The 26,403-nt window shown below is 69.7% G+C and carries 26 protein-coding genes and 4 tRNA genes; 23 read left to right on the forward strand and 7 right to left on the reverse strand.

Annotation, left to right across the window (positions count from 1 at the left end):
- Positions 1 to 99 precede the first annotated feature (99 nt).
- The 4 genes from zapE to M3667_RS08230 all read left to right on the forward strand — a co-directional run bounded on the left by zapE (position 100) and on the right by M3667_RS08230 (position 4,210).
- Complete coding sequence (gene zapE, locus M3667_RS08215; RefSeq protein WP_251507180.1) at positions 100 to 1,137, forward strand: cell division protein ZapE; 1,038 nt, start codon at positions 100 to 102, stop codon at positions 1,135 to 1,137.
- 166 nt (positions 1,138 to 1,303) lie between these two features.
- Entirely contained in the window at positions 1,304 to 2,578 is a 1,275-nt protein-coding gene (locus M3667_RS08220; protein ID WP_251507182.1) for an ammonium transporter, read from the forward strand.
- Positions 2,579 to 2,651: 73 nt separating this feature from the next.
- Positions 2,652 to 3,185 (forward strand): type II toxin-antitoxin system PemK/MazF family toxin, encoded by a 534-nt coding sequence (locus tag M3667_RS08225; protein ID WP_251507184.1) that lies wholly within the window; start codon positions 2,652 to 2,654, stop codon positions 3,183 to 3,185.
- A complete protein-coding gene (locus M3667_RS08230; RefSeq protein WP_251507186.1) occupies positions 3,182 to 4,210 on the forward strand; it encodes a hypothetical protein in 1,029 nt (342 codons plus the stop codon). Before M3667_RS08225 ends, M3667_RS08230 begins: the two co-directional genes overlap by 4 nt.
- Positions 4,211 to 4,267: 57 nt before the next feature.
- Here M3667_RS08230 and M3667_RS08235 read toward each other — a convergent pair.
- Positions 4,268 to 4,340: transfer RNA gene (locus M3667_RS08235), tRNA-Val, on the reverse strand.
- A gap of 163 nt (positions 4,341 to 4,503) precedes the next feature.
- Between M3667_RS08235 and M3667_RS08240 the strand changes: the two genes are divergently transcribed.
- From M3667_RS08240 to M3667_RS08250, 3 genes are all read left to right on the forward strand, one after another.
- Positions 4,504 to 4,576: transfer RNA gene (locus M3667_RS08240), tRNA-Gly, on the forward strand.
- Between the two features lie 66 nt (positions 4,577 to 4,642).
- Positions 4,643 to 4,713: transfer RNA gene (locus M3667_RS08245), tRNA-Cys, on the forward strand.
- A 27-nt stretch (positions 4,714 to 4,740) separates the two neighbouring features.
- A tRNA-Val gene (locus tag M3667_RS08250) sits at positions 4,741 to 4,815 on the forward strand.
- Between the two features lie 705 nt (positions 4,816 to 5,520).
- Here M3667_RS08250 and M3667_RS08255 read toward each other — a convergent pair.
- A complete protein-coding gene (locus tag M3667_RS08255; RefSeq protein WP_251507189.1) occupies positions 5,521 to 5,703 on the reverse strand; it encodes a hypothetical protein in 183 nt (60 codons plus the stop codon).
- 139 nt (positions 5,704 to 5,842) lie between these two features.
- On the opposite strand from M3667_RS08255, the gene M3667_RS08260 reads away from it, so the two are divergent.
- The 3 genes from M3667_RS08260 to M3667_RS08270 all read left to right on the forward strand — a co-directional run bounded on the left by M3667_RS08260 (position 5,843) and on the right by M3667_RS08270 (position 7,228).
- Entirely contained in the window at positions 5,843 to 6,256 is a 414-nt protein-coding gene (locus M3667_RS08260) for a PPOX class F420-dependent oxidoreductase (protein ID WP_251507192.1), read from the forward strand.
- A gap of 157 nt (positions 6,257 to 6,413) precedes the next feature.
- A complete protein-coding gene (locus M3667_RS08265) occupies positions 6,414 to 6,797 on the forward strand; it encodes an ATP-dependent DNA ligase (protein WP_251507195.1) in 384 nt (127 codons plus the stop codon).
- A gap of 38 nt (positions 6,798 to 6,835) precedes the next feature.
- Positions 6,836 to 7,228, forward strand: a complete 393-nt coding sequence (locus M3667_RS08270; protein WP_251507198.1) for a TIGR03618 family F420-dependent PPOX class oxidoreductase — start codon at positions 6,836 to 6,838, stop codon at positions 7,226 to 7,228.
- Positions 7,229 to 7,231: 3 nt separating this feature from the next.
- On the opposite strand, the gene M3667_RS08275 is transcribed toward M3667_RS08270, so the two are convergent.
- Positions 7,232 to 8,383, reverse strand: coding sequence for an SLC13 family permease (locus M3667_RS08275; RefSeq protein WP_144833522.1), 1,152 nt, complete (start codon positions 8,381 to 8,383; stop codon positions 7,232 to 7,234).
- An 82-nt stretch (positions 8,384 to 8,465) separates the two neighbouring features.
- Here M3667_RS08275 and thrS point away from each other — a divergent pair, with 82 nt between their 5' ends.
- The 3 genes from thrS to M3667_RS08290 are packed head-to-tail and all read left to right on the forward strand — an operon-like array spanning position 8,466 to position 11,725.
- Positions 8,466 to 10,451 (forward strand): threonine--tRNA ligase, encoded by a 1,986-nt coding sequence (gene thrS / locus M3667_RS08280; RefSeq protein ID WP_251507202.1) that lies wholly within the window; start codon positions 8,466 to 8,468, stop codon positions 10,449 to 10,451.
- Positions 10,451 to 11,071, forward strand: coding sequence for an HIT domain-containing protein (locus tag M3667_RS08285; RefSeq protein WP_251507205.1), 621 nt, complete (start codon positions 10,451 to 10,453; stop codon positions 11,069 to 11,071). Before thrS ends, M3667_RS08285 begins: the two co-directional genes overlap by 1 nt.
- 57 nt (positions 11,072 to 11,128) lie before the next feature.
- The gene (locus M3667_RS08290; RefSeq protein ID WP_251507208.1) at positions 11,129 to 11,725 is read left to right on the forward strand and encodes a hypothetical protein; all 597 of its coding nucleotides are present in this window, start codon (positions 11,129 to 11,131) and stop codon (positions 11,723 to 11,725) included.
- Between the two features lie 157 nt (positions 11,726 to 11,882).
- Here M3667_RS08290 and pdxY read toward each other — a convergent pair whose 3' ends face one another.
- The gene (gene pdxY, locus M3667_RS08295; protein WP_251507210.1) at positions 11,883 to 12,734 is read right to left on the reverse strand and encodes a pyridoxal kinase PdxY; all 852 of its coding nucleotides are present in this window, start codon (positions 12,732 to 12,734) and stop codon (positions 11,883 to 11,885) included.
- Positions 12,731 to 14,071, reverse strand: a complete 1,341-nt coding sequence (locus M3667_RS08300; protein WP_251507213.1) for an aminotransferase class I/II-fold pyridoxal phosphate-dependent enzyme — start codon at positions 14,069 to 14,071, stop codon at positions 12,731 to 12,733. Before M3667_RS08300 ends, pdxY begins: the two co-directional genes overlap by 4 nt.
- A gap of 119 nt (positions 14,072 to 14,190) precedes the next feature.
- On the opposite strand from M3667_RS08300, the gene pdxS reads away from it, so the two are divergent.
- The 10 genes from pdxS to M3667_RS08350 all read left to right on the forward strand — a co-directional run bounded on the left by pdxS (position 14,191) and on the right by M3667_RS08350 (position 24,391).
- Positions 14,191 to 15,075: a pyridoxal 5'-phosphate synthase lyase subunit PdxS gene (gene pdxS / locus M3667_RS08305; RefSeq protein ID WP_251507217.1), complete on the forward strand. Its 885-nt coding sequence runs from the start codon at positions 14,191 to 14,193 to the stop codon at positions 15,073 to 15,075.
- Positions 15,065 to 15,685 carry a pyridoxal 5'-phosphate synthase glutaminase subunit PdxT gene (gene pdxT, locus M3667_RS08310; protein ID WP_251507220.1) on the forward strand — a complete coding sequence of 207 codons (621 nt, stop codon included), beginning with the start codon at positions 15,065 to 15,067 and terminating at the stop codon, positions 15,683 to 15,685. Before pdxS ends, pdxT begins: the two co-directional genes overlap by 11 nt.
- A gap of 10 nt (positions 15,686 to 15,695) precedes the next feature.
- Positions 15,696 to 16,454, forward strand: coding sequence for a YebC/PmpR family DNA-binding transcriptional regulator (locus tag M3667_RS08315; protein ID WP_144833508.1), 759 nt, complete (start codon positions 15,696 to 15,698; stop codon positions 16,452 to 16,454).
- A 48-nt stretch (positions 16,455 to 16,502) separates the two neighbouring features.
- Entirely contained in the window at positions 16,503 to 17,105 is a 603-nt protein-coding gene (gene ruvC, locus M3667_RS08320; RefSeq protein ID WP_251507223.1) for a crossover junction endodeoxyribonuclease RuvC, read from the forward strand.
- A gap of 9 nt (positions 17,106 to 17,114) precedes the next feature.
- Positions 17,115 to 17,735, forward strand: a complete 621-nt coding sequence (gene ruvA, locus M3667_RS08325; RefSeq protein ID WP_251507226.1) for a Holliday junction branch migration protein RuvA — start codon at positions 17,115 to 17,117, stop codon at positions 17,733 to 17,735.
- Positions 17,728 to 18,774, forward strand: a complete 1,047-nt coding sequence (gene ruvB / locus M3667_RS08330) for a Holliday junction branch migration DNA helicase RuvB (protein WP_144833502.1) — start codon at positions 17,728 to 17,730, stop codon at positions 18,772 to 18,774. The genes ruvA and ruvB overlap by 8 nt, the downstream gene beginning before the upstream one ends.
- 92 nt (positions 18,775 to 18,866) lie before the next feature.
- The gene (gene yajC, locus M3667_RS08335) at positions 18,867 to 19,322 is read left to right on the forward strand and encodes a preprotein translocase subunit YajC (protein WP_251507228.1); all 456 of its coding nucleotides are present in this window, start codon (positions 18,867 to 18,869) and stop codon (positions 19,320 to 19,322) included.
- A gap of 47 nt (positions 19,323 to 19,369) precedes the next feature.
- Positions 19,370 to 21,079, forward strand: a complete 1,710-nt coding sequence (secD, locus tag M3667_RS08340; RefSeq protein ID WP_251507233.1) for a protein translocase subunit SecD — start codon at positions 19,370 to 19,372, stop codon at positions 21,077 to 21,079.
- Positions 21,079 to 22,065, forward strand: coding sequence for a protein translocase subunit SecF (gene secF, locus M3667_RS08345; protein ID WP_144833497.1), 987 nt, complete (start codon positions 21,079 to 21,081; stop codon positions 22,063 to 22,065). The genes secD and secF overlap by 1 nt, the downstream gene beginning before the upstream one ends.
- Before the next feature lie 76 nt (positions 22,066 to 22,141).
- Positions 22,142 to 24,391: a bifunctional (p)ppGpp synthetase/guanosine-3',5'-bis(diphosphate) 3'-pyrophosphohydrolase gene (locus tag M3667_RS08350; RefSeq protein ID WP_251507237.1), complete on the forward strand. Its 2,250-nt coding sequence runs from the start codon at positions 22,142 to 22,144 to the stop codon at positions 24,389 to 24,391.
- Between the two features lie 96 nt (positions 24,392 to 24,487).
- On the opposite strand, the gene M3667_RS08355 is transcribed toward M3667_RS08350, so the two are convergent.
- Together M3667_RS08355 and M3667_RS08360 are read right to left on the reverse strand one after the other, a co-directional pair.
- Positions 24,488 to 25,051: a hypothetical protein gene (locus M3667_RS08355; protein ID WP_251507240.1), complete on the reverse strand. Its 564-nt coding sequence runs from the start codon at positions 25,049 to 25,051 to the stop codon at positions 24,488 to 24,490.
- A 78-nt stretch (positions 25,052 to 25,129) separates the two neighbouring features.
- Positions 25,130 to 26,395 carry a DUF349 domain-containing protein gene (locus M3667_RS08360; protein WP_251507525.1) on the reverse strand — a complete coding sequence of 422 codons (1,266 nt, stop codon included), beginning with the start codon at positions 26,393 to 26,395 and terminating at the stop codon, positions 25,130 to 25,132.
- Positions 26,396 to 26,403 lie beyond the last annotated feature (8 nt).

Here is a 26,403-nt window from a genome sequence, read left to right on the forward strand (position 1 = left end):
CGGCGGATGCGGCGGCATAGGGTGGACACCGCACCTTCGACCCTAGATCCGCGGCGTCGAGGCATGCACCCCCTCGTAAGACTGCGACACAGGACGGCCATGACCTCTACGCCCGCGACGACCGGCCTCATCCACCTCACCGATCGACAGCCCGCGGTGTCGGGAGCCGAGATGGTGAACGCGCTGGTTCCGCCCCCGCAGTTCGACGGCGCGACCTTCGAGTCGTATCGGGCGGATGCCGCGTACCCGTCGCAGCAAGAGGCGAAGCAGCTGCTGCAGACCTTCGCCGGCGCACAGTCCGCCCCGGCGAAGAAGGGCGGCTTCTTCCGCCGCGCCGAGAAGACACCGCCGGTCAAGCCGGGGGTCTACCTCGACGGCGGCTTCGGTGTCGGAAAGACCCACCTGCTCGCTGCGATCTACCACGCGATGCCGGCCCGCCGGAAGTACTTCGGCTCCTTCATCGAATACACCGCGCTCGTGGGCGTGCTCGGCTACGCCAAGGCGGTCGAGCTGTTCCGCGGTTCCGACCTGCTCTGCATCGACGAGTTCGAGCTCGACGACCCGGGTGACACGATGGTCATGACGCGACTGCTGGGCGAGCTCGTGGCATCCGGAACCCGCCTCGCGGCGACCTCGAACACCCCGCCCAACGCCCTGGGCGAGGGCCGCTTCGCCGCGCAGGACTTCCTGCGCGAGATCCAGTCGATGTCCGACAGCTTCCGCACCATCCGCATCGACGGCACCGACTTCCGCCAGCGCGCCATCGACGGAGAGGCGAAGACACTCTCCGACGAGGCGTACCGCGAGGCGCTCGACGCCGCGGCTGTGGGGGGAGTGGCATCCGACGACTCCTTCGCCGATCTGGTGACCCACCTCGCGCGCGTGCACCCCTCGCGCTTCATCCGCCTCATCGACGGGGTGGACGTCATCGGCCTGCGCGACGTGAAGGTGCTGCACGACCAGTCGGCCGCCCTGCGTCTGGTCGCGTTCGTCGACCGCGCCTACGACGCGCAGATTCCGATCCGCGCGACCGGAGAACCCCTCAGCAGCGTGTTCAGCGAAGAGATGCTGGGCGGCGGATACCGCAAGAAGTACCTGCGCGCGGTGTCGCGTCTGGTCGCGCTCACGCATTCGTAAAGGGCGTTCATCAGCGGCTCGCGGCCACGCGAAACGCGATGTTTACCGGAGGGGCCGGGCTGTAACGCCCCCGAAACACGACTCGAACGCCCGCCGAAACCGGGGCTGACGAAACTGTGGGGACCCGACGCTACACCTGCGTCCCCGCAGAGAGGTTTCCTCCGAGATGGATCAAGGCAACACCGCATTCATCCTGATAGCAGCGGCACTCGTGCTGCTCATGACGCCAGGACTCGCGTTCTTCTACGGCGGCCTCGTCAAGGCCAAGAGCGTCATCAGCATGATGATGATGAGCTTCGGCGCGATGGGCCTCATGGGCGTCCTCTGGGTGCTCTACGGCTACTCGATCGCGTTCCCGACCACCGCTGAGGGCACGACCCAGTTCCCGTGGGCGATCGACCCGACCAACTTCAGCCTCGCCGGCGTCCTCGAGACGCCCGAGGGTGCGGCTTACCCGCCGCTGGCCTTCGTCGCGTTCCAGGCCACGTTCGCCATCATCACCGTCGCGCTCGTCTCGGGCGCCATCGCCGACCGGGCCAAGTTCAGCGCGTGGATGATCTTCGCCGGCATCTGGGCGACGGTCGTGTACTTCCCGGTCGCCAGCTGGGTCTTCAACTTCGGCCTTGCCGACGATGCATCGTTCGCCTACGGCGGCTGGATCACCCACGGCATGCAGGACGTCTTCGGCGTCGGCGCGATCGACTTCGCCGGTGGCACCGCGGTGCACATCAACGCCGGTGCGGCGGCCCTCGCCCTCGCCCTGGTGCTCGGCAAGCGCGTCGGCTTCCAGAAGGGCGCCCACGTGCCCCACAACCCGCCGTTCGTGCTCCTCGGTGCGGGCCTGCTGTGGTTCGGCTGGTTCGGCTTCAACGCCGGTTCGGAGCTCGCCGCCGACGGCACCGCGGCCCTCGCGTTCGTCAACACGATCGCCGCCCCCGCCGCCGCTCTGCTCGCGTGGCTGATCGTCGAGAAGATCAAGGACGGCAAGCCCACCTCGGTCGGCGCCGCCTCGGGGGCCGTCGCCGGTCTCGTCGCCATCACCCCGGCCTGCGCCGCTCTGACGCCGTTCTGGGCGATCGTGCTCGGCCTGCTCGCCGGTGCGGTCTGCGCCCTGGCCATCGAGCTGAAGTTCAAGCTCGGCTTCGACGACTCGCTCGACGTGGTCGGCATCCACCTCGTCGGTGGTCTGCTCGGAACGCTGTACCTCGGCATCTTCGCCAACACCAGCGGCCTGATCTACAGCGGCTCGTTCAACCAGCTGATCGTCCAGGCGATCGCAGCCATCGCGGTGCTGGTCTACTCCTTCGTGCTCGCGTTCGTCATCGGCTTCGCGATCGAGAAGACGATCGGCTTCCGCGTGAAGAACGAAGACGAGATCGCCGGCATCGACACCGTCGTGCACGGCGAAGAGGGCTACGTGCTCTCGGACGCTCGCGCCTGACACGCATCACCCCCGAACGGGGCGTCGCCGATTCGTCGGTGGCGCCCCGTTCCGCGTGTCTAGGGTGGGCGGTATGTCAACCACGTCTCGTCTGCTGTCGGCCGTTCTGGGCCTGTTCTCGTCGAAGCCGACGCGCACGGCCGCCCCCGAGCGACCGTCGGCGCCGTCACGTCGCCCCAGCGCCCCGGCGACGGCCGCAGAGGGGGCCCAGACGGTCGAGATCGACCCGCCACGGCGCCTGACACTCACCTACGCCCCCGAGCGCGACAACGCCCCCGACGGCGGCGAGATCGTCTGGACGTGGGTGCCGTACGAAGAGCGCGACGGTCGCGGCAAAGACCGCCCCGTGCTCGTCATCGGGCGGGCGGATGCCACCCGCTCGTACGCCATACGCCTGACGAGCAAGCCGCACGACGGCGACCGGCAGTACCTCTCGCTCGGCACGGGGGAGTGGGACCCGCAGCGGCGGCCGTCGTGGGTCGACATCGAGCAGGTGTACCTCGTGCACGACTCCGGAATGCGGCGCGAGGCGGCCGCCCTCGACCGCAAACGATTCGACGTCGTCGCGGCAGCTCTGAGGGCGCGCTACGGATGGACCCGCGGGTGAACGAACAGCTGCTCGAGGGGCCCCGGGGGAGGCGGCTCTGCCTCGACTATGCGTCGCGGCTCCCGCACGTCGCCGAGCTCGTCGGCTTCTACGCCTTCCATCACGTCGATGAGCGCGCGACGGTGATCGCCTTCGGCGACGGGGAGCCCGCGCCGATCCCCGACCCGAGCGTGGGCGACATCGCGCAGGCGCTCGCCTCGGCATCCGGAACCCCCGTCGACGACGACGCGCTGGCCGCCGCGCTGCGCGTGACGGTCGACGTCGCGCGGTACTGGCAGGAGCCCGACACGCTCGACCGGCTCGCCGCCGACCCGCGCATCATCGACGCGCTGCGGCCCCTCGCACGCGACCTGCTCGCCCACGCCGGGTCGACGTGGAGTCGTGAGCGTTCCGACCAGCAGTGGGCGGTGCAGTGGCGCCTTCGCGACGGCGCCGGCCCGTTGGCCCCCGACGCGACCGAAACCCTCGAGAACGGGGACGCCGCCCTGCGCGCCGCCGAGGAGCGCGCGCGACGGGAGTGGCCGACCGATCCGACGGCGCGCTTCTCGGGCGAGTGGTGGTCGGTGCCCGTCTGGATGCTGTCGACCCGGGGGAGCATCGCCGCCGCGCTCGACCTCGTCGAAGACGCCTTCGGCGACGAGGTCGCGACGGTCATCCCGGTCGCCGGTGAGGGTCGGACGCTCGAGATCCGCGGACCCGCCGACTGGGCCGACCTGTGCCGGCGGTACCCGCTCGAGGTCACGGCCTCGCACCGGCACGACTGGTATCGCACGACGGGGCGCGACGGGCGCTGGCTCCAGCCCGACTGGCGGCGTATCGCCCGCGAGTGGGACGCCGTGCACCTGACCACCCTCGGCTACCTCACCGGCGCGACGCGAACGATCGAGGTCGACGACGAGTACGCGAGCGTCCTCGCCGGCTGGGCGCCCGACTCGACCATCTGGCTGACCGACGCGGCGACCGAGAGCGGGCCGCGCCAGGACTGGAGGCGAGAGCATCCGGACGCCGCGTGGACGAGGGTCTAGTGAGCCTCGTCCACGCGGAAACGACGAAGGCCCCCGGAGAACCGGGGGCCTTTTCGGTGGGCGATACCAGACTCGAACTGATGACCTCTTCCGTGTGAAGGAAGCGCGCTACCAACTGCGCCAATCGCCCGCATCCCGAACGGGACTCATCGATCGTACCGGATGCCGAGACGTGCTTTCGACCACGATGCCCGTCGTCGGAAATGACACGCGCGGGGCGCGCCTCGTTTTGCGCAGCCGCCCAGATCGGGTAATGTCTTACGAGTGCTCGGGGCAAGCCCCGGGAACGAAATGCGGATGTAGCGCAGTTGGTAGCGCACAACCTTGCCAAGGTTGGGGTCGCGAGTTCGAGTCTCGTCATCCGCTCGAGTGGAGGGATCTCCGTCTGGGAAACCGACGGAGAATCACGACACGTGGGTCGAACCACATCACGGTGGCGTGGCCGAGCGGCTAGGCACCGGCCTGCAAAGCCGTTTACACGGGTTCGAATCCCGTCGCCACCTCAACTCACAAAAGAACAGCCTGTACAGGCGCGATTGGCGCAGCGGTAGCGCGCTTCCCTGACACGGAAGAGGTCACTGGTTCGATCCCAGTATCGCGCACCACCGAAAACCCCCGGTTCGCCGGGGGTTTTTTCGTGCGCTCACGGGACGGCGCCCCGGCGCCGGTGCGACGCACGGACTCGACCGGCCGCGGCCGCCCCGGAGAGGCCGCCCAGAAAGCGCCGAGACGGCATCTCGCTGACGAACCCGCGTCAGGCTGCAGCTCACTTGTCAGCGAGATGCAGTCTCGCGCTACGGAGCTCGATCACGGCCGGCGGCCCGAGCCCGCGGCCCGAGCCCGCGGTCCGAGCCGGCGGCCCGAGCCCGCGGTCCGAGTCCGCACATGTGGCGCCGGGTCCGGCGAGTCGCGCGCACGGACGCCGACGAGAGGCGCAACGCATCGAGACTGCAACCAGCCGACGAACCCGCGTCAGCCTGCAGCTCACTTGTCAGCGAGATGCAGTCTCGCGAACCCGAGAGGCTCTATGCGTGACGCCCGCCGGCGAGGTCGGCCCGGGGAGGACGCGGTTGCGCGACCGCGAGGGGCCATGACGCCCCGCTGCGGCGTCCACATCGACGGCCACGGACTCGGAGCGGGAAGAGGTCGTTCCCGCCGCCAGTAAGGGGGGCTGCGGAGTGCCTGGCGGCGGGAACACACATGACGCTAGATCATGTCCACCGAATGGGGGACACCTATTCGCATGAATTGAGCCGACGTTGAGGATTCCTTGCGCTGGCCTTGAGGTTCGCGAGGCGCGAATCCTCGACTCAGAGCACCCCGATGCTCTCCAGATACTGGGCGACCCGTTCATGCTCGATCGGACTCACCAACCGCCCCTCGGGGGTGTGCACCGAAGTCAGCAGCATCATCGTCTCGTTCGAGAGACCGAACCGAAGCGTCTGAAACGACACCACCACTGCCCCCACCATCGGTACCTCATAGTTCCCCACGATCGCCACCGTAGGCAGAGACAACCTTGTCATGGAAGCGTTCCCACACAGTCTGCGCGCATCGGCCAGCGAACCGTGCATCCCCTCCGTCGTCGTGCAAGCCCCGCCGTCGACAGGACGGGATCGCTAGCGTGACACCATGACCGTCCCCGACACCCTCTGGCGCGAGATCGCGGCATCCGACTTCGTCACCTTCGGCACGTACCGCCGCAACGGCGAACTCGTCGCTGTTCCCGTGTGGACCGCTCGCGACGGCGACGAGCTCGTCGTCACCAGCGAGCGCACGACCGGCAAGGTCAAGCGCCTGCGTAACGACTCCCGCGTGGTGCTGCGTCCGTGCAGCCGCATGGGCAAGGTCGAGCCGGATGCCATCACGGTCGTGGCGCACGCGCGCATCGCGGGACCGGCGCAAGACGACCGCCGCGCCGACTCCGCCCTGAAGCGCAAGTACGGCTGGCAGTACCGCGCGATCATCGGCTTCGAGGCGATCGTGCGCAAGGTGCAGCGCAAGCCCGGCGACCGCGTCATCCTGCGCGTCAGCCGCACCGCCTGATCGACCGCGCCGATATCCCGGGGCCGCAGCGCTCGCAAGGGGCTGGACCGCCGCGTCGTCGTGCGACAGTCTGAGCCCACGGGTCGTGAGCCGGCCGTCGCGTTCGAGTTCTCGCCGGAGACGCGCGCGGACCGGGCAGACCAGTCTGGGGGCCAGCATGGGCAAGTTCATCTACGACGGCAACATCAAGGTCGACTTCGAAGACCGACTCCTCGCTCACCTGCAGGCTGTGATGATGGCGAAGGTGCGGCGCGGAGAGAGCTTTCCGTTCTCGTGGAAAGACGACATCAGTACGGGTGGCGGACGCACGACCGTGTACATCCACCCCAACGTCTCGCTCGTCTTCAAGTACCACGGCAGCCGTTCTCCCCAGCTGAGCCCGGCGTGGCTGCACGCACTGACCTACAACGCCAACTCCGGTCGGGGTCTGTACGTCGTGCCCGAGCCCGACGAATCCGCGCCCCGTGAGAGCAGCCGGCGCGAAGAGATGGTGTTCCGCGAGGTTCCGAACGAACAGATGCCGGAGCCGGCTCGCACCTGAGCGGAATGGCCGACGGCGGTCGGCGCGTTGCAGAAGACATGACCGACTGGACCACCGCCAAGCCCTACTTCGAGACCGACGTCGTCGCCCACCTCGCGACGCTGATGAAGGACGGATCTCCGCACTCCATCCCGCTGTGGGTCGCCGTCGAGGGGGAGCGGCTCGTGCTCTTCACCGAGGTCGACACGCTGAAGGACCGCAACCTGCGCCGTGACCCGCGCGTCGCGATCTCGGTGGTGGCCGCCGACAACCCGTACTCGATGGCGTTCGTCCGCGGCACGGCGGTGGAGCGCTTCGACGGTGACGACGCCCTCGCGTACGTCGACCGCATCTCGCGGCTCTACACCGGGGAGCCGTACGGCATGCGGGAAGGGCTCGCGGTGTGGTTCATCGAGCCGACGAAGGCCTGGGCCCGCGCCTACGAAGACTGACGCTCACCGCACCAGCGGCAGCACGCCCAGCAGCAGGATGAGCGGGGCGATCACGGCGCCGAGCAGCACGAAGCGGCTCCAGCGCACCTCGACGCCCGCCGCGACGAGCCGGTCGTGCCACAACAGCGTCGCCAGCGACGCCCACGGCGTCACGATCGGCCCCGCGTTCACGCCGATCAGCAGAGCCGCGAGGCGCACGGGCGATCCCGCGACCGACTCGAGCGCGAGGTAGGCCGGGAGGTTGTTGATGCCGTTCGCCACGAGGGCCCCGACCCCCGCGAGCTGCCAGAGCGAGACGAGGTCGTCACCGGTACCGGCGAGAACCGTGGTGACCTGGCCGATGCCGAGGGCTTCGAGCGCCCCGACCGCGAGGAAGAGGCCACCCGCGAACACCAGCAGAGACCAGGGCACGAGGCGGATGCCGAGAGCCCGCGGCGCGCGCCAGGCGAAGGCCGCGATCAGCACGACCGCAGCCCCCACCGCGGGGATCCACGGTTCGAGCCCCACCACGAGCAGGGGCAGAAGAGCCAGGGTGACGACGCCGGAGACGCGCAGCAGGAGCGTGTCGGACACGCGGGGGGAGTCGGCATCCGGATACGTCTTCGGCAGACGCCGCAGGAACACCACCGTGAGCACGACGACCGACACCGCGATCGCGATGAGCGCCGACGGACCCAACAGGGCGAGGAACGCGACAGGATCGTGGCCGCCGCCGAGCGCCTCGGACGCCAACAGGTTGGTGAGGTTCGACACCGGCAGCACGAGAGAGGCGGTGTTCGCGAGCACCACCGTCACGAACGCGAACGGCAGGGGATCGAGCTTGCGGGCGACCGCCATCGACACGACGACAGGCGTCAGCAGCACCGCCGTGGTGTCGAGCGAGAGGAACGCCGTGGCCACCGTCGCGAGGGCCACCACCAGCACCCAGAGCAGCGCCGTGCGGCCGCGGGCGAGCTTCGCCAGACGCGCGGCCACCACGTCGAACAGTCCGGCCTTCGACGCCAGCTCGGCGACGATCGTCACCGCGACGACGAAGAGCAGGATCGGCCACACGCGGTCGGCGACGGCGATCGCGTCGTCGGCGGGCAGGGCGCCGGTGAGCAGCGCGATGATCCCGAGGATCCACAGCACGCCGCCGATGATGGCCAGAGTCACCGCTCCACTATGGGGCACGTCCGGTGCCGTCGAGACCACGCCCGCCCGGTAGCCTGGAAACGACCCCTTCAGGAGATGTTCTGTGACTGATTTCCCCGCCGATGGCTTCGCCCTCTTCCCCGACCGTTCGGTCGTCGCTCTGCGCGTGAACGGGGAGTTGAAAGACCTGGCCACGACCGTGACGGCCGACGACCAGGTGGAGCCGGTCACGATCGACAGCGCCGACGGCCTGTCGATCCTGCGCCACTCGACCGCGCACGTGCTCGCGCAGGCCGTGCAGCGTGTCAAGCCCCAGGCCAACCTCGGCATCGGCCCGCCCGTCACCGACGGCTTCTACTACGACTTCCAGGTCGACGAGCCCTTCACCCCCGAAGACCTCAAGGTCATCAAGAAGGAGATGGAGCGCATCGTCCGCGAGAACCAGCGCTTCGTGCGCCGCGTCGTCACCGACGACGAGGCCCGCGCCGAGCTCGCCGACGAGCCGTTCAAGCTCGAGCTCATCGGACTCAAGGGCGGGTCGGCCGAAGCCGCCGAGGGCGCCAGCGTCGAGGTCGGGGCCGGCGAGCTCACCATCTACGACAACGTCACCCGCGACGGCGAGACCGCGTGGAAAGACCTCTGCCGCGGACCCCACGTGCCCGGCACGCGCCTCATCGGCAACGGGTGGGACCTCACCCGCATCGCCGGCGCCTACTGGCGCGGCAGCGAGAAGAACCCCCAGCTGCAGCGCATCTACGGCACTGCGTGGCCCACGAAAGACGAGCTGCGCGCGTACCAGCACCGGCTCGAAGAGGCGGCCAAGCGTGACCACCGCAAGCTCGGCAAGGAGCTCGACCTCTTCTCGTTCCCCGACGAGATCGGTCCGGGGCTGTCGGTGTTCCACCCCAAGGGTGGCATCATCCGCTACGAGATCGAGCGCTACATGCGCGAGCGCCTGCTCGCCAGCGGTTACGAGGTCGTCAACACCCCGCACATCACCAAGGGCGACCTGTTCATGACGAGCGGCCACCTGCAGTGGTACGCCGACGGGATGTACCCCCCGATGGTGCTCGACGAGGTGACGGACGCCGATGGCCACGTCTCGCGCGAGGGCCAGGAGTACTACCTGAAGCCCATGAACTGCCCGTTCCACAACCTGATCTTCCGCTCGCGCGGACGCAGTTACCGCGAGCTGCCGCTGCGCCTGAGCGAGTTCGGATCGGTCTACCGCTACGAGAAGAGCGGAACCCTCTCGGGCCTCACGCGCGTGCGCGGCATGACCCAGGACGACACGCACATCTACGTCACGGCCGACCAGGTGAAGGGCGAGCTGACGCACAGCCTCGACTTCGTGCTGCAGACGCTCCGCGACTACGGCCTGAACGACTTCTACCTCGAGCTGTCGACCAAGGAGGAGGGCAACCCGAAGTTCATCGGCGACGACACCCTCTGGGCCGAGGCGACCGAGACGCTGCGCGAGGTCGCCGAGGCCTCGGGTCTCGAGCTCGTGCCCGACCCGGGTGGAGCGGCGTTCTACGGCCCCAAGATCTCGGTGCAGGCGCGCGACGCGATCGGGCGCACCTGGCAGATGTCGACCATCCAGCTCGACTTCAACCAGCCCGAGCGCTTCGAGCTCGAGTACACCGGCCCCGACGGCGAGAAGCACCGTCCGGTCATGATCCACCGCGCCCTGTTCGGCTCGGTCGAGCGCTTCTTCGCGATCCTGCTCGAGCACTACGCCGGAGCCTTCCCGGTGTGGCTCGCGCCCGTGCAGGTCGTGGCCGTTCCCGTCGCTGCCGAGTACGGCGACTACCTGCAGGGCATCGTCGCCGACCTCAAGACCAAGGGCGTTCGCGCCGAGGCCGATCACAGCGACGATCGCATGCAGAAGAAGATCCGCACGCACACGACGCAGAAGGTGCCGCTCATGCTGATCGCCGGCGAGCAGGACCGCTCGAACGGCACGGTCTCGTTCCGCTTCCGCGATGGCACGCAGCTCAACGGCATCCCGGTCGAAGAGGCCGTCGCGCGCATCACCGGCGCGATCGCCCAGCGCACCCTGGTGAACACCGCCGAGGACCTGGCGTGATGAGCGATCCGGATGCCGTCGCGGCGGGCTCGTCGTCGGATTCCAGCTCGACGCCTGCCGTCGACGGCTCCGGATCGCACACGACCGATGCGGAGCTCGTCGACGCCGCGACCCTTCCGGGCGTGCCCGACGAGTTCCAGCGCCTGTGGACGCCGCACCGCATGGCGTACATCTCGGCGGGGCGCGAGCCGATGGAGAAGACCTGTCCGTTCTGCGCGGCGCCCGGCAAGAGCGATGAAGACGGGCTGATCGTCGCGCGCGGGAAGACGGCATACGTGCTGCTCAACCTGTTCCCGTACAACTCGGGCCACCTCCTGGTGTGCCCGTACCGCCACATCGCGACCTACGACCAGGCCACCGATGAAGAGGTCGCCGAGATCGGCGCCCTCACGCAGCGCGGCATGCGGGTGCTGCGCGCGGTGTCGAACTGCGACGGCTTCAACCTCGGCATGAACCAAGGAGCGATCGCGGGGGCGGGCGTCGACGCGCACCTGCACCAGCACATCGTTCCCCGGTGGGCGTCGGATGCCAACTTCTTCCCCATCATCGCGAAGACCAAGGCACTGCCGCAGTTGCTGGGCGATGTGCGCCGCACCGTCTCCGAGGCCTGGAACGCGTAGAACAGGGTTATCCACAAGCCCGGTTCGCGGCGGCGTCGGTCTGGCTACCGTGGGGCCATGGACGCTCGCCTCCGCCCCCTCGCCCTCGGTCTCGCCCTCGTCGCGGTGCTCGGGGTGACGACCGCGTGCATCCCGTTGCCGAGTCCGCTCCCGCCCGATGCGGAGGCGTCGCCGGCGGCCGAGGAGTCGGGCACGCCGGTTCCGGAGTACAGCGGCACCGTCGCCCCCGACGGCGTCGAAGACGTCTTCGCCGAGCGCGAGGAGTACTTCCGCGAGCAGCAGCTGCCGATGGACGGGTCACCGTTGGTGGCGGTGACGCCCGCGCAGCAGGAATTCATCGCCCAGCAGCGCGCCTACGTCGAACAGCAGGGCCTGTCGTGGACCGCGGCTGACGAGAGCCTGTCGCTCGCCCTCGCCGGCGACGCGTGCGAGACGGCGATCCTCAGTCGGCACGAGGTCGACGCGTCGACCCTGCAGGCGCACGTGGCGACCTCGCCCCTGTTCGCCCAATTGGTGCCCGCCGACGCCCAGGGCGATGCGCGCCTGCAGGCGGAGGCGCCGATCGCGAGCGTCATGGTGTTCGGCACGACGTTCATGTGCCCCGACGACGGCGACATGTGGGTCGCGGCGTATCAGGACGTGTACGGCGGCTGACGGCCCGTTGCGCGACGCGAGGTGGCTGAGCTTGTCACTCTCAGGGACCTGGCGTTCGCAAGGTGGCTGAGCCTGTCGAAGCCACCGGACCCACGAGACCTGCGCGAGCCACCGGTCCCTTCGACGAGCTCGGGGACCTCGGTTGCGCCCAGCGTTCTCAGCGCACCTGGCGCACGCCGAACTGCAGGCGCGGGTGGGCGTAGGCCTCCTGCGACTCGATGAGACGCAGTTCTCGCGACCCCGACTCGTAGGTGTTCGACAGCAGGTCGAACACGCTCGAGGCCGTGCGGGCGAGCGCGTCGGCGGCGTCGCCGGTGCGGCGGTAGTGCGCGGTGAACAGCGCCGCGGTGACGTCGCCCGAGCCGTTCGCCTTCATCGGGATGAGCGGGGTCTGCACGATCCAGGCGCCGGCGTCGTCGACGACCATCATCTCGATCGTGTCGGGCTCGCGGTCGGGGCGCTCGACGCTCGTGACGAGCACCGTGCGCGGGCCGCGGGAGCGCAGCATGTCGGCCGACTCGAGCGTCGAGTCGATGCTTCCGGGCTCGGTGTCGGTGAGGAAGCCGAGCTCGAACTGGTTGGGGGTCAGGATGTCGGCGACCGGGACGACGCGCTCGCGCAGCAGCACCGGGATCGCGGGCGCCACGAAGCACCCCGATTTGGCGTTGCCCATGACCGGGTCGCAGGCGTACACGGCATCCGGATTCGCCTTCTTCACCCGCGCGACGGCGTCGATGATGACGTCGGCGATGCCCTCGCCGCCCTGGTAGCCCGAGAGGACCACGTCGATCTCGGGGAAGACGCCGCGGTCTTCGATGCCCTGGATCACGGCCGCGACGTCGTCGGGGGCGATGAGCGGCCCGCGCCACGCTCCGTAGCCGGTGTGGTTCGAGAAGTTCACCGTGTACACCGGCAGCACCTCGACGCCGATGCGCTGCAGGGGAAAGACGGCGGCGGAGTTTCCGACGTGCCCGTACGCGACGGCGGACTGGATCGAGAGGACCTTCATGCCTCGATCCTCCCACTTCGTCCCGATCCGCGGAGCACGCCCGCGGCCGCGGCCAGGTCATCCGCGAGGGTCGTGGCCGAGGCCTCGTCGAGGTCGTGCACCGTGAGGCGCAGGAACGAGCCGTGGTCGCCGTCGCCGAGGAAGAAGGGGTCGCCCTCGCGCACCAGCCATCCGCGTCTCATGAGGTCTTCGCGCACGCCCGCCGCGGGCACCGGCAGCGGCACCCAGAGGTTGAGGCCGTCGCCCGGGCTGACCGGCAACCCACGTGCGGTGAGCTGCGCGCAGAACGCGGCGTTGCGCGCGGCGTAGTGCACGGCCGCGCTCTCGATGCCCTCGCGGACCGCCTGATCGGTCACGAGGGCGAGGGTGAGGCGCTGGAGGATGTGGCTGACCCACGTGGTTCCGGGCGTCAGGCGCTGCCCGAGACCGTCGGCGGTGTCGGGATCGGATGCCGTGACCGCCAGGCACGTGTCGGGTCCGAGGAACTTCGACATCGAGCGGATGCGCGCCCAGCGGCGCTGCGACGCGCCGATGACCGAGTGCAGGGGAGCGCGGGACAGCAGCGAGAAGTGGTCGTCCTCGATGACGAGCACGTACGGGTGATCCGCGAGGACCTCGCGCAGGGCCGCCGCGCGATCCGCCGTGAGGCTCGCGCCGGTCGGATTGTGCGCGCGGGGCGTGCAGATGACGGCGCGGACGCCGGCCTCGAGCGCGGCGCGGAGTCCATCGACCGTCATGCCCTCGGCATCCACCGCCACGGGCACCGCCCGATACCCCCCGGTGCGCACCGTGTGCAGAGCGGAGAGGAAGCAGGGGTCTTCCAGGGCCACTGCGTCATCGCGCTGCAGCGCTTGAGCCAGGAGGCGCTCGATCGCGTCGCTCGCACCGCTCGTGACGGTCAGTCGCAGATCGTCGTGGGGGAGTCCGTCGGCCATCCAGTCGCGCGCCCATTCCTCCAGGCCCGGGTCGATCACCGGCTCGCCGTAGAGCACGGGGCGCGCCGACCGGGCGAGGGCCGCGGTCGGGTCGGGGATGAGCGCCGGATCGGGGTTGCCCGACCCCACGTCGCGCAGCACGGTGTCGGGCGCGTAGCCCTCCTGGGCGACGGCGGCGCGATCGGCGACGCGTGTGCCACCGCGACCGCGCGCTTCGACGAGGCCCGCCTGCGCGAGCTGCCGGTACGCGGCGACGACGGTGTTGCGGTTGACGCCGAGGTCGGCCGCGACGGCGCGCACCGACGGCAGCAGGGTTCCCGGGGTCAGTTCTGCGCGCTCGATGCGCGTGCGCAGATCGGCGGCGATCTCGGATGCCGATCGGCCGGTGATGTCGATGCTCATGAGCCCCCCTGAGTCTCGCCCAGCCTATGTCCTGAGCCATGCTACGGTTTGGCCTAAGCCAAAGAATCGCGCCCCGAAGCGCGGAACCACGCGTCGCATCGGCGCGGAACGGAGTGGACATGACCGACACCGGAACCTCCCGCGTCAAGCGCGGTCTCGCCGAGATGCTCAAGGGCGGCGTGATCATGGACGTCGTCACCGCCGAGCAGGCGCGCATCGCCGAAGACGCCGGCGCCGTCGCCGTCATGGCGCTCGAGCGCGTGCCCGCCGACATCCGCGCCCAGGGCGGCGTCGCTCGCATGAGCGACCCCGACCTCATCGACGACATCATCGCCACGGTCTCGATCCCCGTCATGGCGAAGGCCCGCATCGGCCACTTCGTCGAGGCGCAGATCCTGCAGGAGCTCGGCGTCGACTACATCGACGAGTCCGAGGTGCTCTCGCCCGCCGACTACGTCAACCACATCGACAAGTGGAACTTCACCGTCCCCTTCGTCTGCGGGGCGACCAACCTCGGCGAGGCCCTGCGCCGCATCACCGAGGGTGCGGCGATGATCCGCTCGAAGGGCGAGGCCGGCACGGGCGACGTGTCGGAGGCGACCAAGCACATCCGCACGATCCGCAGCGAGATCAACGCCCTGCGCGCCAAGACGAAGGACGAGCTCTACGTCGCGGCCAAGGAACTGCAGGCGCCTTACGACCTCGTCGCCGAGATCGCCGAGACCGGCGAGCTGCCGGTCGTGCTCTTCACCGCCGGGGGAGTGGCCACCCCGGCCGACGCCGCGATGATGATGCAGCTCGGCGCCGACGGCGTGTTCGTGGGTTCCGGCATCTTCAAGTCGGGCAACCCCGCTCAGCGCGCCGCGGCGATCGTGAAGGCGACGACCTTCCACGACGACCCCAAGATCGTGGCCGAGGCGTCGCGCGGACTCGGCGAGGCGATGGTGGGCATCAACGTCGCCGACCTCCCCGCCCCGCACCGCCTGGCCGAGCGTGGCTGGTAACAGCCCCCGCGTCGGAGTGCTCGCGCTGCAGGGCGACGTGCGCGAGCACCTCGCCGTGCTGCGCGGGCTCGGCGCCGACGCGCAGCCCGTGCGTCGACCCGAAGAACTCGCCGCCGTGGAGGGCCTGGTCCTCCCCGGCGGCGAGTCGAGCGTGATCGACAAGCTCGCGCGCGCCTTCGGCCTGTTCGACCCGATCCGCGCCGCGATCGCCGCCGGGATGCCGATGTACGGCACCTGTGCGGGGCTCATCCTGCTCGCCGACCGCATCGACGGCGCGATCACGGGCCAGCAGACGTTCGGCGGCATCGACGCGCGCGTGGCGCGCAACGTCTTCGGCAGCCAGACCGCGTCGTTCGAGACCGAGCTCGGGGTGCCCGTCCTGGGCGATCCGCCGGTGCACGCGGTCTTCATCCGTGCGCCCGCGGTGGTGGAGTGGGGTCCGGATGCCGTGCCCCTGGCGACCCTCGCCGACGGACGCGTCGTCGCGATCGAGCAGGGCGCCCTGCTGGGGACCGCGTTCCACCCCGAATCGACGGGGGAGACGCGTTTCCACCGCCGCTTCCTCGACCACGTCGCGGCCAGACGCGGCAACCACGCCCCCGCGCTCTAGACTGGAAGCTATGTCCGGACACTCCAAATGGGCCACGACCAAGCACAAGAAGGCGGTCATCGACTCCCGTCGCGCCAAGTCGTGGGCCAAGCTCATCAAGAACATCGAGGTCGCGGCGAAGCTCGGTGGAGCCGACCTCCAGGGCAACCCCACCCTCTTCGACGCCGTGCTCAAGGCCAAGAAGACCTCGGTCCCCAAAGACAACATCGACCGCGCGATCAAGCGCGGAGCGGGCATCGGCGGCGAGGCCGTCGAGTACGCCTCGATCATGTACGAGGGCTACGGCCCGAACGGCGTCGCGTTCCTCATCGAATGTCTGACCGACAACAAGAACCGCGCCGCGGCCGAGGTGCGCACCGCCCTCAGCCGTAACGGCGGAACCCTCGCCGACCCGGGCAGTGTCGCCTACAACTTCAGCCGCAAGGGCGTCATCGTGGTCCCCTCCGAGGGCACCACCGAAGACGACGTCATGCTCGCGGTCCTCGAGGCCGGTGCCGAAGAGGTCGAGCCGCACGGCGAGGGCTTCGGCGTCATCACCGAGGCGAGCGACCTCGTGTCGGTGCGCTCCGCCCTGCAGGACGCCGGCATCGAGTACGACTCCGCCGACGTCGAGTTCGTGCCCTCGCTCAAGGTCGAGGTCGACGCCGACACGGCCCGCAAGGTGTTCCGCCTCATCGACGCCCTCGAAGACAGTGACGACGTGCAGAACGTCTACACCAACTTCGACATGACGCCCGAGGTGCAGGCCGAGCTCGAGAACGACGAGTAAGGGCGCGCCCTGAGCTCCACCACGACCCCTGCGCCTAGCGTGGGGGTCGTGGCATCTTCCCTGCGCGTCCTCGGCATCGACCCCGGCCTCACGCGCTGCGGCATCGGCATCGTCGACGTCGCCCCCAACCGCACGGCCACCCTCGTGCACGTCGGGGTCGCGCGTTCGGCACCGACCGACCCGATCGAGAAACGTCTCGCGGCCATCGCCGCCGGCATCCGCGACGTTCTGCTCGCCCACCAGCCGCACGTCGTCGCCGTCGAGCGCGTGTTCGCGCAGAACAACCGCCATTCGGTGATGGGCACGGCCCAGGCCAGCGGCATCGCCCTGCTGCTCGCCGCCGAGCACGGCCTGACCGCCGCCACGCACACCCCCAGCGAGGTCAAGGCCGCGATCACCGGCTACGGCTCGGCCGACAAGCTGCAGGTGCAGACGATGGTCGCGCGCGTGCTGCGCCTCGATGCTCTTCCCCAGCCGGCGGATGCCGCGGACGCGCTGGCCATCGCGCTCTGCCACGCGTGGCGCGGGGGAGCAGCCGCAGCTCCCGGCGGCGCGGAGCTCACCCCCGCGCAGCGCGCCTGGCGCGACGCAGAGAAGCGCCGGACGCCGACGACGCGTGTCGCTCGAACACATGTACGAACCGAGGTCTAGGCTCGGAACATGATCTCTTCGCTGCACGGGACGGCGGCTCATGTCGCCGACGACTCGCTCGTGATCGTGGTGGGCGGCGTCGGTTTCTCCGTCGCCGTCACCTCGCAACTCGCCCGCACCGTCCACGTGGGCGATGACGTGCACCTGCACACGAACCTCATCGTGCGCGAAGACGCCCTGTCGCTGTACGGCTTCGAGACCCGCGAAGAGCTGACGGTGTTCACGCAGCTGATCAGCGTGACCGGCGTGGGACCGAAGTCGGCCCTCGGCGTGCTGTCGTCGCTCACCGTGCCGCAGATCGCCCAGGCCGTCGCCGACGACGACGACGCCCCCTTCCGCCGCGTGTCGGGCATCGGCCCCAAGACCGCGAAGCTCATCGTCGTGCAGCTGGCCGGCAAGCTCGCCGTGGTCCCCGCCACCGCCCCCGCGGCCGTGTCGACGCACGGACAGGTGCCGCTGCAGGTGACGCAGGCGCTCATCGGCCTCGGATGGACCGAACGCACGGCCGCCGAAGCCGTGGCATCCGTTGCCGAGAACGCCTCCGACGCCGACCGCGCATCGGTGCAGGCGCTGCTGCGACTGACGCTCGCGCTGCTCGGCCCCGCCCGTAAGGAGAGCGTGAGTGGCTGACGTCCGCGACGCGGGGACCCCCGACGACGAGGTCGAGCTCGCGATCGAGGGGGCCCTGCGCCCCACCTCGCTCGCGGAGTTCGTCGGCCAGCAGAAGGTGCGCGGTCAGTTGCAGCTGCTGCTCGACGCCGCCCGCATCCAGCAGCGCTCGCCCGACCACATCCTGCTCTCGGGCCCGCCCGGGCTCGGCAAGACCACGCTCGCCATGATCGTCGCGCACGAGAGCGGCAGGCCCCTGCGCCTGTCGAGCGGACCGGCGATCCAGCACGCGGGCGACCTCGCGGCCCTGCTGTCCTCCCTGACGCCGGGTGAAGTGCTGTTCATCGACGAGATCCACCGCATGGCGCGCTCGGCCGAAGAGATGCTGTACCTCGCGATGGAGGACTTCCGCATCGACATCATGGTCGGCAAGGGCGCGGGTGCGACCAGCATCCCCCTCGACCTCGCCCCCTTCACCCTCGTGGGCGCCACCACCCGATCGGGCCTGCTGCCGAACCCGCTGCGCGACCGCTTCGGCTTCACCGCCCACCTCGAGTACTACGAGCCCGAAGAGCTCGAGCAGGTCGTCACGCGTTCGGCGTCGATGCTCGATGTCGGTCTACCGGGTACCGCGCGCTCCGAGATCGCGCGCCGCTCGCGCGGCACCCCCCGCATCGCCAACCGCCTGCTGCGCCGCGTGCGCGACTACCTCGTGGTGCACGGCCCCTCCGCGGGCGCCGAACACGGCGACGCCGACGTACGCACGGTCGGTGCCGCCCTCGACCTCTACGACGTCGACTCCATCGGGCTCGACCGCCTCGACCGCGCCGTGCTCGACGCGCTCGTGCGGCGCTTCCGCGGGGGACCGGTCGGCCTCAGCACGCTCGCAGTGGCCGTCGGCGAAGAGCCCGAGACCATCGAGTCGGTCGTCGAGCCCTACCTCGTGCGCATCGGATTCATGGGCCGCACCCCCCGCGGCCGCGTCGCCACCCCGGAGGCGTACGACCACCTGGGCGCCCCTCACCCCGACGGCCTGCTCCGGTTCAGCCAGGGGTCATGACCTATACTCGGCGGGGGATTCCCCGACCCCCGCTCTACCCCCGCTAGGCAGTGCCGCACGGCGCGCCTGACTTTGAAAGGTGCACCGCCTCGATGGATATCGCCCGGTTCTTCTCCGATTACGGCCTCATCATCCTGCTCATCGGCCTGCTGGTCTTCATGTTCTGGAGCTCGCGCCGCCGCATGCAGAAGCAGAAGGCCGAGCAGGAGAAGAAGGCCCGCGAGACCGTCGCCGGCGCCGAAGTCCTGCTGCAGGGCGGCCTGTACGGCACCATCGTCGAGTACGACGGTGAAGACCTCGACAAGCCCGCGCTCGTCGAGATCGCGCCCGGCGTGGTCATCAAGGTGCACAGCCAGGCCGTGCTCCGCATCGTCGACGCCGCCCAGGGCGCCGTCACCGAAGACGAGTACATCGAGGCCGAGGAGTCCGAGGCCGAGTACATCGCGGGCGTCGCCGACCACGACATCACCTCGATCAGCGACGACCAGCGCGCCGCCCGTCAGCACACCGAGGCGGAGCAGACCGACAAGGACCGCCCGCAGGCCTGACCGCCGCTCCTCCGCCGTACTCGCCCGCCGCACAGAAAGCCGACTCCGTGGCGCCCTCGACTCCCGTCCGTCATGCCTGGCGCGTGTTGACCGGACTGCTCGCCATCACCGGCGTGCTGTTCGGCATCAACGCGCTCGGCGTGTACACCTTCAACGCCAGTTCCTGGTCTCCCGAGCTCGCGCTCGACCTCCAGGGCGGCACGCAGATCATCCTGCAGGCCCAGACCACCGACGGCGCCGCGCCCGACAGCGAGCAGCTGCAGCAGGCCGTGTCGATCATCCGCCAGCGCGTCGACGCCTCGGGCGTCGGCGAGGCCGACGTGGCCACCGAGGGCGGACAGAACATCGTCGTGCAGATCCCCGGCCAGGCCGACGAGGCCACGCGCCAGCGGATCCAGAGCGCCGCGCAGCTCCAGCTGCGCCCCGTGCTGTTCACGGGCTCGCCTGCCACGACGTTCGTCGGTGCCGACGGCAACTCCACGCCGTACCCGACGCCCGACCCGAGCCTGCCGGCCACGCCCACCGCGTCACCGACCGACGCGAGCGACCCGGCGTACATCACCCCGGCTCTGCAGGCGCAGTTCCTCTCGTACGACTGCGCGAACCCGCCGAGCAACCCGGCGCAGGCCCCGGCCGACCAGCCGATGATCACGTGCGGGCTCGAAGACGGCACGAAGTACATCCTCGGCCCCGTCGAGCTCGACGGAAACGACATCTCCGACGCCACGAACGGCCAGGAGCAGAACACGGGCCGCTGGGCCGTCAACCTCGTCTTCAACGACCAGGGCACCCAGAAGTTCGGCGAGATCAGCCAGCGCCTCTACGGCAAGCAGGCGCCCTTCAACCAGTTCGCGTTCGTGCTCGACGGTCAGGTGCTGTCGGCTCCCTCGATGAACGGCATCATCCTCGACGGCCGCCCCAGCATCACGGGCAGCTTCACGCAGGAGTCGTCGAAGGCCCTCGCCGACCAGCTGAAGTACGGCGCCCTGCCGCTGAGCTTCAGCGTCGTCAGCAGCGACACCGTGTCGGCGACGCTCGGTTCGCAGCAGCTGCAGGTCGGCCTCATCGCCGGCCTCATCGGCCTCGGGCTCGTCGCGATCTACTCGCTCATCGTCTACCGGGCCCTGGGCACGGTGATCATCGCGTCTCTCGCCGTGATGGCGGTGCTGACCTACGCCGCGATCTGCATCCTCGCGTGGCGCGCCGGCTTCCGTCTGTCGCTCGCGGGTGTCGCGGGTCTGATCGTCACGATCGGCTTCACCGCCGACTCGTTCATCGTCTACTTCGAACGCATCCGCGACGAGTTGCGCGACGGCAAGTCGATCACCGCGGCCGTCGAGGACGGCTGGGGTCGCGCCAAGCGCACGATCTACATCTCGAAGTCGATCAACATCCTCGCCGCCGTCGTGCTGTACATCCTCGCGGATGCCACGGTGAAGGGCTTCGCGTTCACGCTCGGCCTGACCACGGCGATCGACATCCTGATCTTCATCCTGTTCACCCACCCGGTCATGCAGCTGCTGGCGCGCACGCGCTTCTTCGGCTCGGGCCACCCGCTGTCGGGTATGGACCCCAACGCGCTCGGCGCCGTCTACCGCGGTCGTGCGGAGTTCCGCGCCCCGGTCGTCGACAGCGGTCGCGCCAAGCGCTCGCGCGGCGAGGCCGCACGTCGGCAGACGATCGCCGAACGCAAACAGGCGGAGCTCGCTGCCGCGTCCCGCGGCGATAGCCGCTCCACGAAGGAGGGAGACGACTGATGCGCTCCATGTCTCAGCTCGGAAACGACCTCTACTCCGGGAAGACCTCGTTCCCGTTCGTGCAGCGTCGCCGTTTGTGGTTCATCATCGCGGCGGTGCTCGTCATCGGCGCGGCCCTCGTGCCGTTCATCCGCCCCGTGCAGTTCTCGATCGAGTTCACGGGCGGGTCGCAGTTCACCGTGTCGAACCCCGCCAGCTTCGACCAGTCGCTCGCGACGAACGCGGTGACCTCGGTCGTGCCGGGCGCACAGACGCGCGTCACCACGATCAGCGATCAGGCGGTCCGCGTGCAGACCGACCAGCTCGGCAGCGACCAGACGCAGGCCGTCTCGGCCGCCCTCGCGAGCGCCTACGACGTGCCCTCCGCCGAGGTGACCGACTCGTTCATCGGTCCCACCTGGGGCGCCGACGTCACGCGACAGTCGCTGTGGGGTCTGGCGATCTTCCTCGCGCTGACCTTCCTCATCCTCGCGCTGTACTTCCGCACGTGGAAGATGTCGGTCGCCGCGATCATCGGCCTCGTCGACGTGCTCGTCATCACCATCGGCGTGTACGCGGTGTTCGGCTTCGAGATCTCACCCGCCGCGGTGATCGGCTTCCTCACGATCCTGTCCTACGCCCTGTACGACACCACCGTCGTCTTCGACAAGGTGCGCGAGAACACCCGGGAAGACGGCGAGATCTCCGGCCGCACGTTCGCCGAGTCGGTGAACCTCGCGGCGAACCAGACGCTGATCCGCTCGATCAACACGACGGTCGTGGCCGTACTCCCGGTCGGAGCGATCCTCTTCATCGGTGTTCCGCTCGGTGCACGCACGCTGAGCGACATCTCGCTGTCGATCTTCGTCGGCACGATCGTCGCGGCGTACTCGACCCTGTTCGTCGCCGTGCCGATGTACGCGCTGCTGCGCGAGTCGGAGAAGCCCATCGCGCAGCGTGACGCCCGCGTCGTCGCCGCACGTGAGAAGGCGGGCGTCCCGGCCTGAGGCCGGGGCCCCGCCGCTCTTCGGGGCATCGCGCGGGGCGTAGACTTGATCGACTGGCCGTGAGGAAGGGGTGGCGATGACCGAGACCGCTTCCTCTGCGCCGCCGCCGTCTTCTCTGCGACGCCTGGTGCCGCGCATCTTCTCGCGTGCCGCCCGTCGCGACGACGTCGACAAGCTGCTGCGAACGGTGCGCACGCATCACCCCAAGGGTGATCTCGCGATCATCGAGCGCGCCTACGCCGTCGCCGACAAGGCGCACGACGGACAGAAGCGTCAGAGCGGCGAGCCGTACATCACGCACCCGCTCGCCGTCGCACAGATCCTCGCCGAGCTGGGGCTGGGGCCGAAGGCCATCGCCGCGGCCCTCCTGCACGACACGGTCGAAGACACCGACTACCCGCTCGACGAGCTGGCCGCCGACTTCGGTGACGAGGTGGCGATGCTCGTCGACGGCGTCACCAAGCTCGACAAGGTCAAGTACGGCGACAGCGCGCAGGCCGAGACCGTCCGCAAGATGATCGTGGCGATGTCGAAAGACATCCGCGTGCTGCTGATCAAGCTCGCCGACCGCCTGCACAACGCACGCACCTGGGGCTTCGTCCCGCCCCACAAGGCGGCCAAGAAGGCCACCGAGACGCTCGAGATCTACGCGCCCCTCGCTCACCGCCTCGGCATCCAGGCGATCAAGAGCGAGCTCGAAGACCTCTCGTTCGCGGTCATGCACCCCAAGCTCTACGCCGAGATCGAGAGCCTCGTCAAACAGCGCACCCCGCAGCGCGAGCAGTACGTGCAGAACGTGATCGACGCCGTCGACGCCGACCTGCGCGAGCTCCGCGTGCGCGGGCGCGTCATGGGTCGCCCGAAGCAGCTGTACTCGGTGTACCAGAAGATGGTCGTGCGGGGCCGCGAGTTCGACGACATCTATGACCTCATCGGCATCCGGATCCTCGTGGGGACCGTGCGCGACTGCTACGCGGTCCTCGGCGCGATCCACGCGCGGTGGACGCCGCTGCCCGGGCGGTTCAAGGACTACATCGCCACGCCCAAGTTCAACCTGTACCAGTCGCTGCACACGACGGTGATCGGCCCGGGCGGACGCACGGTCGAGATCCAGATCCGCACGAACGAGATGCATCAGCAGGCCGAGTTCGGCGTGGCCGCGCACTGGAAGTACAAAGAGCGCATGGCCGGCGGCAAGGCCGACGCGAAAGCCGTCGACGCCGACATGGCGTGGATCGCGCACATCTCCGACTGGCAGGCCGAGACCGCCGACCCGGGGGAGTTCCTCGACTCGCTGCGCTTCGAGATCGGCGCCAAAGAGGTCTACGTCTTCACGCCCAAGGGGCGCGTCGTGGGTCTTCCCACCGGCGCCACCCCCGTCGACTTCGCCTATGCCGTGCACACCGAGATCGGCCACCGCACGATGGGTGCCAAGGTCAACGGTCGTCTCGTGCCGCTGGAGTCGACCCTGCAGAGCGGCGACGTCGTCGAGGTCTTCACCTCGAAGAACCCCGATGCCGGCCCCAGTCAGGACTGGCTCGGCTTCGTCAAGAGCACGCGCGCGCGCAACAAGATCCGCGGGTGGTTCACCAAGGAGCGTCGCGAAGAGGCCATCGAGCAGGGCAAGGACTCCATCGCCCGCGCCATGCGCCGGCAGAACCTGCCGCTACAGCGGCTGATGAACCAGGACTCGTTCACCGAGGTGGCACGGCAGTTCCACTACGAAGACGTCTCCGCCCTGTACGCCGCCGTCGGCGAAGGTCATGTCTCGACCCAGTCGGTCATCGAGAAGGTCACCGCGCTCGTCAGCGCCGAAGAGACCAACACCGGTCCCATCGACATCCCCGTCGGGCGCAGTCGCGCCCCGCGCGGGGGCGACTCCGGCGTCCTCGTGCGCGGAGCCCCCGACATCCTCGTCAAGCTCGCCAAGTGCTGCACGCCCGTGCCGGGCGACGAGATCGTCGGCTTCGTCACGCGCGGCAGCGGAGTCTCGGTGCACCGCGGCGACTGCACCAACGTGCGCTCGCTCAAGGAAGAACCCGACCGTCTCATCGAGGTCGAGTGGGCACCCACCACGAAGAGCGTCTTCCTCGTGCAGATCCAGGTCGAGGCCCTCGACCGCTCGGGTCTGCTGAGCGACGTCACGCGCGTGCTCAGCGAGCATCACGTCAACATCCTCTCGGCGACCGTGTCGACCACCAACGACCGCCTCGCCCTGAGCAAGTTCGTCTTCGAGATGGGCGACACCGTGCACCTCGACCGCGTGCTCAACGCCGTGCGCCGCATCGACGCCGTGTACGACGTGTACCGCGTCACCTCGTCGTAAGGGCGACGTTCCGGGGTCGCGAGCCGGTCTGCTTGGCGCGGCGTCCGGCTCGACGCGAGCCTCTCATCGTCATGGCGGCCCGGGGGAACCGACGTGTCAGGTGGGTCGCTGCGACTCGGACCGACCCGCCGCCGACTGCGCGAGCACGTCGGCGGCGCGACGGGCGAAAGGGAATCGCGGATGCCGCGCGAGCCACTCGACCGCATCATCCCGAGCTCCGGAATCATCGGCGGCCCAGGCATGAGCGGCACGACGCTCGGTCTCGTCGTCGCTGCGTGCCAGGTCGACGAGGGTGCGCACGGGTGAGGTGACGGACACCCCCGCCACCTGCCGCACGTCGGCGGCCGCGAGTCGCACCTCGTGAGACACGACGCGCGCGTCGTGGGCCGCGCGGGCGCGGGTGGCTGCGACGCGCTGCACGTGGTGCTGATACGGCTCGGTCAGCACCCCGCCGTGGATCCACGCGGCGCTCAGGCGGATCGCCGCCCACCGCTCACCCACGAGCGGAGCGATGCTGCGCGCGCGCATCCACGGCGTCTCGACCGCGTCGGCCGGGATGTAGCCCGCGCCGAGCGGGACCAGGATGCCGTCAAGGCACGCGGCGGTGAGCTCGGCGATCGACAGACGCTCACCGGGGAAGAACAGAAAGGGCGACACCATTCCGCCAGTGTGGCGGGAACGGTGTCGCCCCGTGACGGAAGTCCGTCAGCCTGTGGATAACCCGGTGGGTCGGCCTGTTCAGCCGCCGAGAGCGCGCAGCCAGGTGCGGCGCGCCTCGAGGGCTTCCTGCGCCTGCGCCACGGCGCGCTTGTCGCCCTTGGCCTCGGCGGCGGCCAGCTCGGCCTCGAGCTTGTCGATGGCGTCGGTGAGCTGACGCGTCATGTCGTTGGCGCGCGCCTTCTGCTCGGGGTCGTTGCGCTTCCAGTCGGCGTCTTCGCGGGTGCGCACGCTTTGCTCGATCTTGCGGAGCTCGTCATCGAGGGCGCGCTCCTTGTCGCGGGGGAAGATGCGACCGATCTCGTCCCACTGACGCTGGATCGCGGTGAGCTTCTGGCGCGCCGTGGCGATGTTCTTCTCATCGACGATCGGAGCGGCCTCCTGCAGCAGCACGCGCTTCTGCTCGATCTTCTCCTTCGACGCCTCGGCGTCGGCCGACTCGCGCTCGATGCGCGCGCCGTAGAGGGCGTCGCCGGCGGCCTTGAAGCGGGCCCAGAGGGCGTCGTCGACCTTGCGGCCGGCGCGGCCGGTGGCCTTCCATGCGTCGAGCAGATCGCGGTACGCGCCGATGCCGTCCTCGCCGCGGGGGGCGAGTGCCTCGGCGCGCTCCACCAGGCGGGTCTTCGCCTCGCGCGCGGCCTTGTGGGTCTCATCGAGCGACGAGAAGAACTCGCGGCGGTGGCGGTCGACCGTGGCGCGGGCGTCGCGGAAGCGGCGCCACAGCTGCTGAGCGGTCGACTTCGACAGGCGCGGACCGTTCTGCTGGTGGGCCTGCCACCGGTCGAACAGCGCGGTCATGTCGGCCGTCATCTGCTTCCACTGCACCGTCTGCGGGTCGCGGGCGGCGAGGGCCTCGGCCTCTTCGACGATCGCGGTGCGCTCGCGCACGGCCTCTTCGGTGGCCCGCTTGGCGGCGACGGCCTCGGTCTCACTCGCCTCGGCGAGTTCGGAGGTGAGGGCGTCGACGCGGGCGATGAGAGCCGAGAGGTCGCCGACCGCCGCTGCACCGTCGAGCTTGCCGTGCAGCGCCTTGGCTGCGGCACGCAGGTCGGATGCCGAGGCGCCACCGCGACGGTGGCGGGTCTCGAGCAGCGTGACCTCGCCGGCCAGGTCGGCGAACTTCCGCTGGAAGTAGGCGAGGGCCTCGGCGGGGGTGCCGTCGGGGTACTGCCCGACGACGCGCCACTCGTCGCCCTCGCGGACCGACACGGTGCCTTCGTCATCGACGCGGCCCCAGGGCTCGGTCGACGAGGTGGAGGCCTTCTTCCCGGGCGGGGGACCGGGCACGCGCGCAC

Source organism: Microbacterium sp. P26 (assembly GCF_023712585.1).
Classification (GTDB): domain Bacteria; phylum Actinomycetota; class Actinomycetes; order Actinomycetales; family Microbacteriaceae; genus Microbacterium; species Microbacterium algihabitans_A.

What these genes read in the sequence shown, in the direction of transcription:
- secF (WP_144833497.1), top strand. Translation starts at nt 21,079, where the DNA reads ATGCGCTCCATGTCTCAGCTCGGAAACGACCTCTACTCCGGGAAGACC.
- M3667_RS08225 (WP_251507184.1), top strand. Translation starts at nt 2,652, where the DNA reads ATGTCAACCACGTCTCGTCTGCTGTCGGCCGTTCTGGGCCTGTTCTCG.
- M3667_RS08265 (WP_251507195.1), top strand. Translation starts at nt 6,414, where the DNA reads ATGGGCAAGTTCATCTACGACGGCAACATCAAGGTCGACTTCGAAGAC.
- M3667_RS08300 (WP_251507213.1), bottom strand. Translation starts at nt 14,071, where the DNA reads ATGAGCATCGACATCACCGGCCGATCGGCATCCGAGATCGCCGCCGAT.
- M3667_RS08285 (WP_251507205.1), top strand. Translation starts at nt 10,451, where the DNA reads ATGAGCGATCCGGATGCCGTCGCGGCGGGCTCGTCGTCGGATTCCAGC.
- M3667_RS08315 (WP_144833508.1), top strand. Translation starts at nt 15,696, where the DNA reads ATGTCCGGACACTCCAAATGGGCCACGACCAAGCACAAGAAGGCGGTC.
- M3667_RS08260 (WP_251507192.1), top strand. Translation starts at nt 5,843, where the DNA reads ATGACCGTCCCCGACACCCTCTGGCGCGAGATCGCGGCATCCGACTTC.
- yajC (WP_251507228.1), top strand. Translation starts at nt 18,867, where the DNA reads ATGGATATCGCCCGGTTCTTCTCCGATTACGGCCTCATCATCCTGCTC.
- M3667_RS08270 (WP_251507198.1), top strand. Translation starts at nt 6,836, where the DNA reads ATGACCGACTGGACCACCGCCAAGCCCTACTTCGAGACCGACGTCGTC.
- M3667_RS08290 (WP_251507208.1), top strand. Translation starts at nt 11,129, where the DNA reads ATGGACGCTCGCCTCCGCCCCCTCGCCCTCGGTCTCGCCCTCGTCGCG.
- pdxY (WP_251507210.1), bottom strand. Translation starts at nt 12,734, where the DNA reads ATGAAGGTCCTCTCGATCCAGTCCGCCGTCGCGTACGGGCACGTCGGA.
- M3667_RS08220 (WP_251507182.1), top strand. Translation starts at nt 1,304, where the DNA reads ATGGATCAAGGCAACACCGCATTCATCCTGATAGCAGCGGCACTCGTG.
- pdxS (WP_251507217.1), top strand. Translation starts at nt 14,191, where the DNA reads ATGACCGACACCGGAACCTCCCGCGTCAAGCGCGGTCTCGCCGAGATG.
- M3667_RS08350 (WP_251507237.1), top strand. Translation starts at nt 22,142, where the DNA reads ATGACCGAGACCGCTTCCTCTGCGCCGCCGCCGTCTTCTCTGCGACGC.
- zapE (WP_251507180.1), top strand. Translation starts at nt 100, where the DNA reads ATGACCTCTACGCCCGCGACGACCGGCCTCATCCACCTCACCGATCGA.
- M3667_RS08355 (WP_251507240.1), bottom strand. Translation starts at nt 25,051, where the DNA reads ATGGTGTCGCCCTTTCTGTTCTTCCCCGGTGAGCGTCTGTCGATCGCC.
- ruvA (WP_251507226.1), top strand. Translation starts at nt 17,115, where the DNA reads ATGATCTCTTCGCTGCACGGGACGGCGGCTCATGTCGCCGACGACTCG.